The 14,986-nt window shown below is 51.7% G+C and carries 10 protein-coding genes and 1 riboswitch; of the genes, 4 read left to right on the forward strand and 6 right to left on the reverse strand.

Translation table 11 applies throughout. From position 1 onward, the window contains the following. Positions 1 to 478: 478 nt before the first annotated feature. From bcp to AC0YN0_RS19255, 4 genes are all read right to left on the reverse strand, one after another. Positions 479 to 952: a thioredoxin-dependent thiol peroxidase gene (gene bcp / locus AC0YN0_RS19240; protein ID WP_475822691.1), complete on the reverse strand. Its 474-nt coding sequence runs from the start codon at positions 950 to 952 to the stop codon at positions 479 to 481. Between the two features lie 32 nt (positions 953 to 984). Next, complete coding sequence (locus AC0YN0_RS19245; protein WP_475822692.1) at positions 985 to 1,665, reverse strand: VOC family protein; 681 nt, start codon at positions 1,663 to 1,665, stop codon at positions 985 to 987. Next, positions 1,655 to 2,752, reverse strand: coding sequence for an asparaginase (locus AC0YN0_RS19250; RefSeq protein WP_475822693.1), 1,098 nt, complete (start codon positions 2,750 to 2,752; stop codon positions 1,655 to 1,657). Before AC0YN0_RS19250 ends, AC0YN0_RS19245 begins: the two co-directional genes overlap by 11 nt. A gap of 133 nt (positions 2,753 to 2,885) precedes the next feature. Beyond that, a complete protein-coding gene (locus AC0YN0_RS19255) occupies positions 2,886 to 4,217 on the reverse strand; it encodes an ABC transporter substrate-binding protein (RefSeq protein WP_475822694.1) in 1,332 nt (443 codons plus the stop codon). A 552-nt stretch (positions 4,218 to 4,769) separates the two neighbouring features. On the opposite strand from AC0YN0_RS19255, the gene AC0YN0_RS19260 reads away from it, so the two are divergent. Together AC0YN0_RS19260 and AC0YN0_RS19265 are read left to right on the forward strand one after the other, a co-directional pair. Continuing rightward, complete coding sequence (locus tag AC0YN0_RS19260) at positions 4,770 to 5,318, forward strand: PadR family transcriptional regulator (protein WP_475822695.1); 549 nt, start codon at positions 4,770 to 4,772, stop codon at positions 5,316 to 5,318. Between the two features lie 7 nt (positions 5,319 to 5,325). Further along, positions 5,326 to 7,182 (forward strand): ABC transporter ATP-binding protein, encoded by a 1,857-nt coding sequence (locus AC0YN0_RS19265; protein WP_475822696.1) that lies wholly within the window; start codon positions 5,326 to 5,328, stop codon positions 7,180 to 7,182. 378 nt (positions 7,183 to 7,560) lie between these two features. On the opposite strand, the gene AC0YN0_RS19270 is transcribed toward AC0YN0_RS19265, so the two are convergent. Both AC0YN0_RS19270 and AC0YN0_RS19275 read right to left on the reverse strand, forming a co-directional pair. Next, positions 7,561 to 10,758 (reverse strand): MMPL family transporter, encoded by a 3,198-nt coding sequence (locus AC0YN0_RS19270; protein WP_475822697.1) that lies wholly within the window; start codon positions 10,756 to 10,758, stop codon positions 7,561 to 7,563. A gap of 39 nt (positions 10,759 to 10,797) precedes the next feature. Beyond that, entirely contained in the window at positions 10,798 to 11,241 is a 444-nt protein-coding gene (locus AC0YN0_RS19275) for a MarR family winged helix-turn-helix transcriptional regulator (RefSeq protein ID WP_475822698.1), read from the reverse strand. A gap of 252 nt (positions 11,242 to 11,493) precedes the next feature. Between AC0YN0_RS19275 and AC0YN0_RS19280 the strand changes: the two genes are divergently transcribed. Together AC0YN0_RS19280 and AC0YN0_RS19285 are read left to right on the forward strand one after the other, a co-directional pair. Then, positions 11,494 to 12,057 (forward strand): FAD-dependent oxidoreductase, encoded by a 564-nt coding sequence (locus AC0YN0_RS19280; RefSeq protein ID WP_475822699.1) that lies wholly within the window; start codon positions 11,494 to 11,496, stop codon positions 12,055 to 12,057. Between the two features lie 66 nt (positions 12,058 to 12,123). Further along, positions 12,124 to 12,210: riboswitch (cyclic di-GMP riboswitch) on the forward strand. 97 nt (positions 12,211 to 12,307) lie between these two features. After that, a complete protein-coding gene (locus tag AC0YN0_RS19285; protein WP_475822700.1) occupies positions 12,308 to 14,932 on the forward strand; it encodes a putative bifunctional diguanylate cyclase/phosphodiesterase in 2,625 nt (874 codons plus the stop codon). Positions 14,933 to 14,986: the final 54 nt, after the last annotated feature.

The following is a 14,986-nucleotide window of genomic DNA, read 5'->3' on the forward strand; positions in this document are numbered from 1 at the left end:
GCAACGTTCTTGTGCTATTTCGGTTGTGGCGGCGCTCATACCGGAGGTTGGAGCGACCGGAGCGGTGAATAGCGCAATTTTCTTGCGCTATTTAGGGTGGTTTGAGGTTTGTGTGCGAAATAGAGCAAGGTTTTTTCGCTATTTCGGTTGTGGTGGCGCTCATACCGGAGGTTGGAGCGACCGTCATGGTGAATAGCGCAATTTTCTTGCGCTATTTAGGGTGGTTTGAGGTTTTGTGCGCGAAATAGCGTAAATTTTTTTCGCTATTTCGGTTGTGGTGGCGCTCGTACCGGAGGTTGGAGCGGCCTTGGCGGTGAATAGCGCAATTTTCTTACGCTATTTAGGGTGGTTTGAGGTTTATGTCCGAAATAGCGCAAGGTTTTTTCGCTATTTCGGTTGTGGTGGCGCTCATGCGCCAGCAAAACAGAAAGGGATACCCCAAAGCGCTCACAAGCGCTTTGGGGTATCCCTTTGTTCGTTAAAGGCTCTTAGCCGCCTCGAGAACTTCGGCTGCGTGGCCTTCTATGTTCACGCTGCGCCATTCCTTGGCGATCTTGCCTTGCTCATCCAGCAGGAAAGTCGAGCGCTCAATGCCCATGAACTCTTTGCCTTCCCAGCTGCGAAGCTTCCATACACCGAACAGCTCCGACACGGTATGCTCCGTATCCGACAGCAGCAGGAACGGCAGCTCATGCTTCTCGATGAATTGCTCATGCGACATCAGATCGTCTGGGCTAATGCCGATAACAGCCGTATTATGCTCAGCGAACTGTCCATTGAAGTCGCGGAAGTCGCAGGATTCGGTCGTACAGCCCGGCGTCATATCCTTCGGATAAAAATAAATAACAAGCTTCTTGCCTGCATAATCAGCGAGTGCCGCTTCCTTGCCGTTAGATGCCTGCAGCTTGAAATTAGGCACCTGATCTCCTACCTGCAAAACCGTTTGTCCCATCGCATATTCTCCTCTACTCTACTTATTATTAATTAATTTTGCTCGATGACGAGCTGTTGACCGCTCTCATATAAATGCAACTCACCGAGACCTCGTATGTCGGCACGTATAGGGAAGCTCTCCGCCGTCTTATTCGTGAAGTGCCACCTGCCCCCTACCGTTCGAATAATGAACAGACCTTCATCATCGCCGATCGGATTGAAGCTGTCATCTCTCGTCTTGTACGTCGGTATACCAAGTGCCTCGAGTGCATCCACTGCTGACCGCACATGGTGTGCCGGCAAACCAATTTCGCTAATGTTCAGCACATCCTGCTTCGCATCGAAAGGGCGGTCCACCTCGTTACCCATCGTATGACGCGCAATCAACTCCAATATATTACCCGCTGGATCGGCAAAATAGACCGAATGCGAATTCCACAAGGCACTATATGAGACATCCTCACCTGCCTCAACGCCTAGCTGCACATGCCGGCTGATCCAAGCCTTCGCTTCATCCAGCTTATTCGATGGAATATTGAACGCAAAATGGTAATAAGGATCGTTTTCTGCGCTCTCCACGGATACGAACGTCAATCTAGAGTAGCCCGCTTGAAACGTAACACGCCCGATCAAGCCTTCGTCTACAATCGGAAACTGCAGAGTTTCGTTGTAAAAGGATATAAGCCGATCCAACGGCTCAGCTGTTAGGAACTCCGCTCTGTCAATGAACATCGCATGCTTCATTCCTCTCGTAAAAGATAGACGCGCCCGTTACGAACGACTTAACGGTTTCGCGAGCATCGTTACCCGAACCGCCATATAAGCCCCATGCCAGCATGAGCTTCGTAATCGCAGCTTCTACCGATAGCTTCTCGATCACAATCGCTCCCGCCTCAATCAGCTTCAGCGACGAGGAATACATAGAATCGGAGCTGTCCTTGACCGGACAAAGGTAGACGTCAATCTGCTGTGCCTGGCAAGCTTCAATAAATCGAGTTAGGGAATACGGTTCTTCATCTACCGCGCAAGCCGTTCCCGAATGATGAAGATCATGCAGAATCGCCTTCGGCCGCCGCTCGTCAACCTCGCCAAACCGATAATAGCTATAGTTCAATCCCGGATAAGGCTTCACGTATACGATGCTTGAGTCTATAGCAGGCGATTCACTTTGCCATTTCGCCAAGCCGGTATCCTTCCGGCCGCGAAGCTGCTCGGGTGTCGGATTATGGTCATGCGCAAGCCGTACAAACTTACGATTGACCATTTTGCCATAAGGCAGGTCATACGGACAACGAAACTGATCGGTGAACGATTCGCATTGCGTAATCCGAGTACCGAGATAGACAATGGGCTCGCCCTTGTCGTTCGCATAGACGACAAAAACGCCCGGCAGCTCGCCATCCAATATGTAATCTATCGAGTGGCTGAAATTGCCGAGGCCATTGCTCCGCTCGTCTTCTAAAGGATAATTGCTCGCCGTGAACACGAGCGGAATCGTAATATCAGCGAACAAGTAGCTGAACATCGCCGCTGAATAAGCGAGCGTATCGGAGCCATGTGTCACAATAATGCCCACATAGGACCGCCAATCCGCTTCCTTGAGTGCGGCGGCTAAAATGCCCCAATGATTCGGCGTCATATTTTCGCTCAAAATATTAAGAGGCTGAATCGTATCCAATACGACTTCGTCGCGCTTCAAGCCGCTAGCCTGATAAGCGTCAAGCAAGGCATACGAGCCTGACTCATTCACCTGAATCTCGCGACCCGCGCTTCTGCTGCCAATGGTCCCGCCTGTAAATACAATTAATAAGCGCTTCATAGACTTTACTCTTCCTTTCACCTAATCGACTATCCCTCTTATCGTATCGGCGATGCAGGAGAAGGTCAAACGGCATATAGAGATAGTGTAAGCGAATGAAGCATCGTCCATTCATCGTTACGCTTGTATGTTCCTACTCAGGCGATCGTTCCCACATCTCGTCAAGCTGTTCCAACAGTTGCTCTCCCGTCCAATCTCCACGCAAGTACTTTCTTAGCATGTCCGGTCCATTTTGCGTGTAATCCCCATTTTGAGCAAAGCCGCCTAATGTTCTCGTTCCCGCATAGCGTACAGGATTGTTGTTCATAAGAATATACGGAGCGAACGCGCCAGTCTTGAAAAACTCCGAGTCGTCCACATTGTTATAGATCGGTATAACGCCGGTATCTTTGGCGAACTTCATATGGTTGTCTGTCGACGATAGGAAGGTGATCAGCTCCCATGCCTCGTTCTTATGCCCGGACTTGGATGATATTCCCCATCCCGCCCCGCCGACACTGTAATAAGACACCCCATCGGGACCAGCTGGAAGCGGAGCAGTAGCCCAGATGCCGTACGCAAGCTTCTCCTCAATAAGCGCGATCGCGTCTGAATCTTGAATCAGCATCGCCGTCATGCCGTTCGCGAACGCTTCTACCTGCTCGTTGAACCCCCAATTAATAGATTCCGGAGGCGACGTGTCGGCGTATATATTACGATACAGCTCTATAGCTTGGAGAGCTCCATCATCGGCAAATATAGACTTGCCGTCATGTCTGTACATCGGATCTCCCAGGTTCACATCGTCGCTGTTGTACGCCTGGATGATCTGATTCAACATTCGGGTTGCACCCGTTCCACCGCGGAAGGCATAGCCGAATTGGTTGCGCGGAGCGCTCGTAAGCTGCTTCCCGACAAAATACAACTGCTCCCACGTTTCAGGCACTTGAAGCGCCTTGGCTTCGAACAGATCTTTGCGATAATACAATTGCGACTGGTATAGACCGCTCGGAATGTAGTAAGGCGTACCGTCTAGATTGGTTGCAGCGGTACGAGCGTTCTCGCTTAACATGCTATATTGATCCCATTGCGCAACATAGGGCTGAAGATTTTCAATAAGTCCCTCCGAGACAAAGGATTGCAAATTGCCGGTTCTCACTTCTACAATATCTATCCCTTGCTCCTCGCCAAGCAGCTTCATTATCGTCTTATCCGCCGTGGCGTAGTCGGTTGATACGAGTTCAACCTTAATGCTTGGATGCTGCCGTTCAAAAGCTTCAATAAGCGTCTGCAGCGATTTGGATCGCACATCATTAGGCAAGCTCTGTGCAATCCTAATCGTAATACGATCCGTCACACCAGGCGGACTGCTTTCTTGTCTGGTTATGTTCTCGTTATGAGAGGCGCATCCACTGAGCAAGATAAACACAAGTACGAGTAGTAGCAAAAGCTTATTCCAGCCGCGCTTCCTCCACTTGTTATCCATTCCATACCCTCCCCGTAGCGCATTTCGTTGCGTCCTACCTTATTTATCGGTCGGCAACTCCCCATACAATACAGTTACGGCCTTGTTTCTTAGCGGAATATAATAAAATATCAGCTGCTTTCACGACATCGTCCGTCCATTCCCCGTGACAACGCGCCAAAAATCTGCTTTCGTATGATAAAAATAGTAAGCGTATACAATTCCAGCAACTACTAAGAAAAACCATCTGAGCAAGGAGAAGATTCTTTCGAGAAAGTGGTCGTTTTTGAAGTTCATGGTTTCAGCACATCCATTGAGGATCAAATGAGTAACCTTGGTCTTATTTTACCACAACGGGCTGTCTAGATCATCACACCGATGGCAGATTACCTTTCCGCTCCAAGCTTTGCTTAAATATTTTCCGATACTGTAAATAATAATAATAATCATTGTCAATGATGATAAGAGCCACACAATGACGAAGATGGAAAAAACGGATATTGACTTCAATGCGATATATCGTTAACTTAATATTACGATATATCGTATTATACAAGCGAGGTGAGACCTACTATGCATCCACATAAAGAACCTGGCTCCGGCAAACGTTACTTCGGCCGCGGCGGCGTGAAGATTGCGCTGCTCAGACTGCTCGCCGAGGAGCCGATGCACGGCTATCAGATTATGAAGACGCTGGAGGAGCAATCCGGCGGTCTCTATATTCCTAGCGCAGGCAGCATCTACCCGACACTGCAAGCACTGGAGGAGAAAGGCTTCGTCTCGGTCAGAGAGGACGACGGCAGCAAAAAGGTTTACTCGATCACCGAACAAGGCCGATCCGCGCTCTCCCTGCTTCCCGAACGTCCCAAACGGGACGAAGACGGGAAACTGCCTCCGGAAGTGGAGGCCTATCGATTCGAGAAGATGAGACGCAAGCTTGGCCTATCGAACGAGTCCTTCGACCTGCTTCGTCTTGTGACGCGCGCCGAGCAAGAAGCTTCGGCAAGCAAGGAGTTATCGTCCAAGCTTCAATCGCTGTTATCGCAGCAGCAGCAGCAGATCAATTCGTTGCTTGATGCATACGCACAGCAGGCGACCAGCGCTATCGAGGAAACGGAGTGATGCGAGCATGAACCCGAATCCAGGTTTTATGGGCAATCGAATGCCGCCTTTACCGGCCAAGAAACCAGCTCGCGGCAGCATATGGAGCATGTACAAGCGAATGTTTCTCCATGTGCGAGCGCAATGGATGCTCATGGCAGCCGCCTTCATCTGCATCATTGCCGTGTCGCTGCTCGAGTTCGCCATTCCGCGTCTTACGCAATGGACGATTGACGACATCATTCCGAGTCAGCGTTACAACAGCTTGATTTGGGTAGCGCTTGGCGTGCTAGGTACGGCGCTGCTGCTAGGCCTGTTCAATTATTTAAGCAGCTTATTAATGGCTTCTGTCGGCCAGCGCGCCGTATACGACATACGCGGCGAGCTGTATCGGCATATCCAGCGGCTTGATATCGGCTTCTTCGACCGCAACCGCACAGGCGATCTAATGTCGCGCGTCACGAACGATGTGAACATGCTTCAGCAGCTCGTCTCGTCGGGCATGATGTCGATCATAACCGACTGGTTCACCTTCATCGCCGTCGCTGCTTATATGATGTGGATCAACTGGCAGTTAACGCTCATCGTGCTCGCAACGTTTCCGCTTATGCTTCTTACGACGCAATTTTTCGGCAAGCGGATGCGAGCGGCCTTTAAGAAAGTGCAAGAGACGGTAGCCGAGGTAAGCAACCATCTGCAAGATACGTTATCATCCATTCGACTCATTAAATCTTTTTCCAACGAAGACTTCGAAGCGGAACGCTTTGCGCTGCGAAGCGAGAGCAATATGAAGGCGAATCTGCATGCCGTGAAGACGCGGGCTGTGTTCGAGCCGGTGATCGACATGCTCTTGTTCATTGGACTCGCTGCCGTATTGCTGTTCGGAGCACGCTTCACGATGGACGGAAGCATGACGATCGGCACCATCGTTGCCTTTATGGCATACCTTCGCCTGCTGCAAAATCCGATCCGCCGCTTCAGCCGCACCATTAATACCATTCAACAATCGGCTGCCGCTTACGAGCGAATCGTCGATATATTAGGCACGCAGCCGCAAATTGCCGATGCTCCGGATGCTATTGCGCTGACCCACGTGCAAGGGCACGTCGTCTTCGACAACGTCAGCTTCGCCTATCACAATGATGTGCCGGTGCTGTCGAACTTTGAATTCGAGATTGCTCCGGGGAAGATTACCGCCATCGTCGGATCTTCCGGTGCCGGCAAGTCGACGATAACGCATTTGATGACGCGGTTCTATGACCCTCAGGAGGGTACGGTATCGCTCGACGGCATTTCGCTTAAGCAATTGAAGCTGGCGTCCTTGCGCTCGCATCTTGGCATCGTTTCGCAGGATATTGTGCTGCTGAACGGTACGATACGCGAGAACATCGTCTACGGGAAGCAAGGCGCGTCCGATGAAGAAATCGAGGCTGCCGCGCGGGCCGCAAGCGCGCATGAATTCATTATGTCGTTCCCGCAAGGTTATGACTCCCAGATCGGGGAACGAGGCGTGAAGCTGTCCGGAGGACAAAAGCAGCGCATATCGATCGCCCGCGCCATACTGAAAAATCCAGCCATCATCATACTGGACGAGGCAACCTCCTCGCTCGATACGGAATCCGAGAAGTCGATTCAAGATGCTCTCGCGCACTTGCTCGAAGGCCGCACCTGCCTCGTCATCGCGCATCGGCTGTCAACGATTCAGCAGGCCGATACGATCTACGTGCTCGATAAAGGCGTTATCCTCGAATCCGGCACGCATGATGAGCTGCTTACGGCGCAAGGCAGGTACAAGCAGCTATATGAGCTGCAGTTCCCTCAGCAGGAAGCTGCGGCACCTGCCGCTGAACCACAGCTGGAGCTGCAACGAACGAAGAAATTTTAGTCGCATTATCAAGTCTCGCGAAAAAAGACCTCATATTCCACTATCCAGTGGCGTATGAGGTCTTTGCGTTACATGAATTTCACCACGCCCCATGACGAATAAAGCTAAAAAGTATATCTTTTCCATCAAATTCAGCTTGCTTGTGAGAAATAGATATAGAAACTATCTCTATCCCTTATACATAACGCTTCAACACCACTTACTGACCGCCTTCTCGACTGAATAAAGCTAGAAAGTATACCTATTCCACCAAATCGAGCTTACTTGCGAAAAATAGATATAGAAACTATCTCTATCTCATATAAAACAACAAAAAACCGTCCCAACAGCCTACTGGCTATTGGGACGGCCTTTTTCATTTATCAACAAACCTCTGACTTACTTCTGGTCATGCGAGGCAATGCGAGCTCGCTGACCGTGCGAACCGATGGAAGCGCCGGAGTCGGCATCACGCTCGCGTCCCATGAACGGCCACCAGTTGGCTGGGCCGAACATGCGAACCATGACCGGTATGAACAACGGCAGCATAACCATCGCATACAAGAACAACCCGCACAGGACGATCGTTGCGATTTGCAGCAGCGACATGACTCCCGATGGAAGCATCGCCGCGAACGTGCCGCCGAGAATGACGGCTGCGGACATAATGACGGTACCCATGTTTTTCATCGCTTCAAGGATCGCCTCGGAAGGCGACAGGTGACGATATTCCTTGAATCGATCCATTAAGAAGATGCTGTAGTCGATGCCGAGCGCCACCAGCATGACGAAACCGAAGAACGGCACGGCCCAGCTGACGCCCGAGTAACCAAGCAAACGTACGAATATAACTTCCGTAATCGCCATCGAAGTGTAGAACGTAACGAGCAGAGAGGCGATCATATAGAGCGGCATAATGATTGAACGGAACAGCACGATCAGAATGATCGCTATGCCGATCAGCATGAGCACAACCGTCTTCGAATAATCGGCCGACGATATATTGCTCAGATCGTGGTTCATGCTCGTCACGCCGCCGATCGCAATCTCGGCATCGCTATACGCCGTGCCTTGCAGAGCCCGTTCCACGGCTGCTTCCAGCGAAGGAACTTCAGCCATTGTATCTTGCTCGTAAGGATTTGTACGGAATACGACATCGAACTTAGCCGTATGGCGATCCTCGGACATATACACATGAAGTGCCGTTTGGAATTCTTCGTTCGCAATCGCTTCTTCGGGAATATACCAGCCCGTCATTTGTTTATTCGGCGATTCTGCCAAACCATTCAAGTAACCGCCAGCCGACTGCAGGCCATCCGTCACTTGCGTAAGTCCGCTGACACTATCGTCGAGTCCGCTTGTCAGTTCGCCGAGCTGATCACCAAGCGCCGTGAAGCCCGACTGCAGCTCCTTCTGCCCTTCTGTCAGTTGACCAAGACCCTGCGTTACGCCCGGCAGCTTGGAAACGATCTGCCCCTGGCCTGCCGCTGCCTGCGCAATGCCCTTCTGCAGCTCGGCAATGCCGGCTGCCAATCGTTCAAGTCCGCCTGCAAGCGCGGATTGGCCTTGCGAAGCTTGCGTGAAGCCTGCATTCGCCTGCTTCATGCCGGTATTGATTGCGCCAAGCTGCGCGTTCATCTGCGCAAGCTGGGCGTGAACGCCGGCAGCGCTTTGCTGCAGCTGGCCGAGCGCGCCCAGCGCCTCCTGGAATGCGGCATCTTCCGCCAGTCCAGGATAGTTGTCCGTCAGCCCGCTTAAGCCTTGCTGCACGCCAGAGAGCCCTTCCGCCAGCTTCGCCTGCTCAGCGGCGACTGCGCTATAAGCGCCGGTCAACTGATCGAGACCGCCGCCAAGCTGCTCATAGCTGCCCGCAAGTTCCTTGCTCGCAGCAGCCAATTGAACCGCGCTGGCATGCGCCTGCTCAAGCCCAGCGGTTAATTCCTTCGCTCCGGCCGAGCCGTCCAGCAGCCCTTGCTCGATCTTGCTCAGACCAGCGCCAAGCTGCTCGACGCCCGTCTTCAGCTCATTCGTGCCGGAGGCGAGTTCTCCAGCACCGTCGACCGCTTCGGCCAGCTTCGGCGCATTCTCGTTCAGCGCGCTGCTCGCCTCGGACAAGCCGCTGCCGATCTTGCCGAGCCCTTCGCCGCTCTGTCCAAGTCCATCCTCGAGCGTACCGACCTGGTCGGCGACGAGGAATTGCTCCATCGCCTCGCCCATCGGCCGCGTGGCGCTGCGAACCGCCTTCACGCCTTCGGCCTTCGCCAGCTCGCGGCTCGCCTGCTCCAGCGCCGCCAGTCCCTCCGGCGTATCCAGCGGCAGATCGGTCTTCACGACGACCGTCGTTGGCAACGATTCGCCTGGTCCGAACCCTTCCGCAATAATATTGAATGCTTTGACGGAATCGTATTTGTCGCCGATCTCGTCAAGCGAATTGAATGAGATAGAGCCCTTATAAGCGGTGAGGAACGGTACAACAATAACCGCCAATATAACAAGCGCCCACACCGGTTTCTTCAGCGAGAAGCTTCCGACAGCGCCCCATAGCTTGCTCGGCTTATGCTCCAATGAGCCTTTCGCCGGCCAGAACAGCGCCTTGCCCAGCACAGCCATAAAGAACGGGACGATGGTGAACAGCGCAATGAGCAGCACCGCTACGCCAACAGCGACCGCAACGGCCGAACGATACAGCATAAACGTCGAGAAGCCGATTGACGCGAAGCCGACCAGCACCGCAAGCCCGGAGAACAACACCGTTCTGCCTGCCGTGCGATACGTATGAACGATCGCTTCCGTAATGTCGCCGCGATGGGCCAGCTCTTCCTTGAATCGGCTGATCAACAGAATGCAATAGTCCGTGCCTATCCCGAACAAGACGGCAACGAGGAAAATTTGCGTAAAGTTCGATAGCGGAAAGTCAGCATACTTCACGAGGAATGCGACTATCGACTGTGAGGTGAGGTAAGTAAAGCCCACCGCCAGCAGCGGCACAATCGGCGCAACCGCCGAACGGAAGACGATGAATAAGATGATAAGTATGAATCCGACCGTAATAAGCTCCGTCTTCTTAAGCCCTTCCTGCGAGCTCTGCACAACATCCTCGGAGATAATCCAGTTGCCGGTATAATAATGCTCAATGCCAATGTCGGACAGCGACTCGTACAAACCGTCCTTCAGGTCGACCAGCTCCCGGTCGCCGGCCTCTACGCTCAAAAGGGTCAGAACGGTGCTGCCGTCCTCGGACACCATCTGCGGCTTCAGCTCAGGCGTATCGAAGTGGCTTGTAACCGACGTGACGCCGATCGCCTCGCCTTCCGCCTTCAACTTATCGACGCCGCCCTTCACTTCGGCTAGGTCGCTTTCCGATAAGCCGCCTTCCTTATGGAAGACGAGCACGGTCGCCATGCCGCTTGCGCCATCGTCGCCTCCTACTTCCTTCACGAGCTCGCTAGCGATATGCGAGGAGTAACCTTCCGGCACGCCGATCTGTCCTTTGGTCCGTACAAGCTCCCCCATTGCCGGCGCGGTTATCATCAGCCCTGCTGCCACCGCAATCCATAACACAAGCACTAACCACTTCAGCTTCAGTATGACTCTCATTCTCTCTCTGCTCTCCCTTCACGATTACGCTTCATAGCCTTACTGTGGTTTGCCTAGCTCATGAGCGAGCTTCTCGAACGTCTGAATAAACGTGATCGCTTCCTGCTCGTCGAACGGGCTGATATACTTTAGCAGCAGCTCATACATCTTCACGTCCATCTCGTCAAAAAGCTGCTTTCCCTCCTCGGTCAGCGCTAAATAAGTGACGCGACGATCCTTCTCGTCAGGCAGACGATAAATCAGATTCTTGTCGAAAAGACGATTGATAATGGCCGTAATCGAGCTTTTGCCCACGCAGAAAATATCAGCCAGCTCCGAGGACGTGCTTCGCCCCTGGCTATGCAAATATCGCAGCGTCGAGAACTGGTCGATCGTCAGCTCTTCCGGCATCAGCTCGCGTATCAAAGCGTTTAATCGGCGGTTAACCAAGAAGTGGGCAGCCTCGTAGCGATGTATAATTTCTTTGGATAGTTTGAGATCCATTCCCGCATCAGATCCTCCTTCTCTGTCGTAATGGTCCGAACGCTAATGACTCCAATGACTCGGACAAACTAATTCTACTGTAGAACTATTCGATAATCGAACTATATCAAAGACCCGGTTCGAATGCAACGCGTCAATCATGAACATATCGTGAACGGACTCGAATTGTCCGATTGATTTTTGCCGCGGAACATTTATATAATATTGGCGAAAACGAAAGGAACGAAATAAATACATTTGGAGGTTGGACGCGTGTACGATATTGGAATTATCGGAGCTGGACCCGCAGGAGCAAGCGCAGCGATCTTTAGCGCGAAGGCAGGCAAAAAAACAGTCATGTTCGAAAATAACAAAGGGATGACGAAGCGCGCATGGTTCGAGAACCATTACGGCGTTGTCGAAATCGGCGGTCCCGATCTCATCGAGACAGGCAAGAAGCAGGCGCTCAAATTCGGCACCGAGATTAAGGAGGAAACCGTTCAGAACATTACTGTCATCGAAGGCGGTTTCAAGATTGAATCCGATGGCGGAGCTTACGAGGCAAAGCATGTCCTGCTCGCTACCGGAGCCGCAACTGACCTTGCCGAGCATATCGGCGTTCAGACAAAAGCGGGTACAGAGCCGCGCATCAAGACGGTAGTCGCTGTCGATCCAAGCGGCAAAACGAACATTCCCGGAATCTGGGCCGCTGGAACGGTAGCAGGCGTAAGCGTTCATGCGATCATTACGGCCGGCGACGGCGCCAAAGCTGCTATCAACATCATTAGCGAAATGAATGGCGAGCGTTATGTCGATCATGACGTACTGAAAGCTTAGTTTTCAAGTTTGCGCAAAAAAAGAAGGAATTTAGAATAAATTGTCGAATATTAGGTGAAAAGCCGGATAGGCAAAGGGCAAACTATGCGAAAGCATAGGACGCAAAGCTACGGGTCTACAGCGTAATGACGCCATGATCGCCGGGTTACCCTAATGATTCGTGACCGCAGGAGGGTGCCGTTTGGCATCCTTTTTTTATTGTCAAATCCAACCGTAATCGTTCCATTGACATATTACCAGGAGGCCCGAATTGAGTACTGTACAGCAACCGAAGCGTAATCGATGGATCATCGCCCTGTCCTTTCTACTATGCACGCTGCTCGCTTTAATCTGCGAGAGACTTGGCTATCCCTTTCTATATGGCATAACATTCACCTTTACAAGCGTATTCCTGTTAGTCGGACTTCGCTTGTTCGGGTTCTGGCCCGGATTGCTTGCCGCCGCAGTCGTGCATACGATTGGGACTCAGCTTATGGATCAATCTCTATTCCATTACATCGGACTGCTGGAAATTGCCATTGTCGGTCTGCTCGTTCGCAAGTTCCCGAGTCACCTGTTCGTCTGCGACGCTGCCTTTTGGCTGCTTATCGCCGTTCCACTAACGTATATTACTCATGTTGGTCAATATAACGCTATGGGGACCGATCTGATGCTCGTTACGTCGATTGTGGCGATCAACGGACTGCTGAACGCGCTGTGTGCCGATATTGCCCTGCAATATTTGCCGCTCTCAAAGTGGTCCGGCATCGCTCGCAATTGGCGCAGATCCAGCTCCCTCAACCGCGTCATGTTTCATTTCTCGATCGTGTGCGTTATACTGCCGTTTCTATTGAATATTTACATTAGCAGCACGGGCTCATTCAAGGAAGCCAGCCGCCACGCCGAGCAGCTTTCCAGCAACGTAGCTTCGATGATCGGAAGAGAATATATGGAGAGCAGAATCCGATACGACGACAATAAGTCCGAGGCCACGCTTGCATACCTGCAATCGCTGATTGCCAAGCATTCGTCCGCTCTATACACCATTACCATTACGGATGGAAGCGGCACTGTCATCCCTTGGAACGGCAGCATCCGCAATGACACCTCAAGCTACCGGATTAACAAAGCGTTAAGCAACAACCTTCAATTGCTTATTCCTGTACGTAAAGAGCATCCGCTCCATATCTCGACTTGGCATGAAGGCAAGTTCCGTTACGCCTCGCCCATCCATGATACGGGCCTCATGATCCATATCGATATTCCTTTACATAACTATCAATACTATCTTTTTAATAAATACATCACGCATTTCATTTATTTAATTACGCTCGCCTTATTCGCCGCGCTTGTTGCGTTCTTCATTAACCGCTGGCTAGGCAGAAGCTTGAAGCGATTAGCCGAAGCGACGAACAATCTGCCGAGCCGCCTGAAGCAGGAAGACATGATCGAATGGCCTTCCAGCAATATTTTCGAGATTCACGCCTTAATTAGCAACTTCAAGCAAATGGCGGTCAATCTCGTCCATATGTTCGGTGAGACGCAGAAAAACAGCGAGCGCCTGCAAGCCCAAGCGTATATGCTTGGGCAATCGGAGGAGAAACTTCATCGCCTCGCTTATTACGACATGCTGACAGGTTTGCCGAATCGGCTTCACTTTACGAAGCATATTCAAGATATGATTACGATACATGCCGGTAATGAGCATAAGATTGCCGTTATGTTCGCCGATATTAATCGCTTCAAGCAAGTAAACGATACGCTTGGCCATGCAACCGGCGATAGACTCCTGAAGCAGGCTGCCAACCGCTTCGCAGAGACAGCAACGAGCTTCGATGTATTCCGTCTCGGAGGCGATGAATTCGTCTTCGCCGGCTCATACACCGACGTTGCCGAGGTACACGACATGGCGGAGAAAATCGGTGAAGCATTCTCCAAGCCCTTCGAAATCGACGGCATGTCGCTTTACTTAACAATCAGCATTGGCATTAGTCTATATCCGCTCGACGGCGAAGATATCGACACCGTTATTAGCAACGCGGATATCGCCATGTACAGCGCCAAGGAAGAGGGCGACGGCTGCTACCGCTTCTACAAGCCGAAGCTTGCCTCGGTCATGACAGAGAAGATGCACTTGGAGAACGGACTCTATAATGCGCTGCAAACGAACCAATTCTCCTTACACTATCAGCCGAAAATGAGCGCCTCGACAGGGAAGTTATGCGGCATAGAAGCGCTTATCCGCTGGCAGCATCCCGAGCTGGGCCTTATTCCGCCAGATAAGTTCATTCCGCTTGCCGAGCAGGCGGGCTTCATATTAGAAATTGACCGATGGGTGTTCCGCGAGGCTTGCCGCCAGAACAAAGCGTGGCAGGATGCGGGTTTACCTCCGATATGCGTATCGGTTAACATCTCGGGCAGACATTTTTTCCAAGGAAACTTAATCGAAATGATCGTATCCGCGTTAGAAGATACGCAATTATCGCCGGAATACGTCAGCATTGAAATTACGGAGGGCGTCTTCATGCGCAATATGGAGCAAGTCATTGAAACGATCCAGTATTTGCGCAAGCTCGGCATCTTAATTTCGATGGACGACTTCGGCACCGGATACTCAACGCTTAATCAGCTGCAAAGGCTGCCGATCTCCGATGTGAAGCTGGACCGCTCGTTCATTCAAGGCATTACGACCGACGAGAAGAAGTCCTCGATCGTTCGGGCTATTATCGAGCTTGTGCACAGTATGGATATGAGGGTCGTGGCAGAAGGTGTTGAAACCGATGACGAGTCGCAATTTTGCAAAGAGCTGAAGTGCGATGAACTGCAAGGCTACTTGTTCAGCAAGCCTCTTCCGGCGCATCAGTTCGAAGCGCTGCTGGCCGGCAGTGCCGCATAAAGCACTGCATAAACAACGAATGGCAGTACAGGATTAGCCTCCTGTACTGCCATT

Source organism: Paenibacillus sp. J22P218 (genome assembly GCF_056269195.1).

Bases quoted from the DNA above. Each gene is read 5' to 3' on its own strand.
- bcp (WP_475822691.1), bottom strand. From the start codon at position 952: ATGGGACAAACGGTTTTGCAGGTAGGAGATCAGGTGCCTAATTTCAAG.
- AC0YN0_RS19245 (WP_475822692.1), bottom strand. From the start codon at position 1,665: ATGTTCATTGACAGAGCGGAGTTCCTAACAGCTGAGCCGTTGGATCGG.
- AC0YN0_RS19250 (WP_475822693.1), bottom strand. From the start codon at position 2,752: ATGAAGCGCTTATTAATTGTATTTACAGGCGGGACCATTGGCAGCAGA.
- AC0YN0_RS19255 (WP_475822694.1), bottom strand. From the start codon at position 4,217: ATGGATAACAAGTGGAGGAAGCGCGGCTGGAATAAGCTTTTGCTACTA.
- AC0YN0_RS19260 (WP_475822695.1), top strand. From the start codon at position 4,770: ATGCATCCACATAAAGAACCTGGCTCCGGCAAACGTTACTTCGGCCGC.
- AC0YN0_RS19265 (WP_475822696.1), top strand. From the start codon at position 5,326: ATGAACCCGAATCCAGGTTTTATGGGCAATCGAATGCCGCCTTTACCG.
- AC0YN0_RS19270 (WP_475822697.1), bottom strand. From the start codon at position 10,758: ATGAGAGTCATACTGAAGCTGAAGTGGTTAGTGCTTGTGTTATGGATT.
- AC0YN0_RS19275 (WP_475822698.1), bottom strand. From the start codon at position 11,241: ATGGATCTCAAACTATCCAAAGAAATTATACATCGCTACGAGGCTGCC.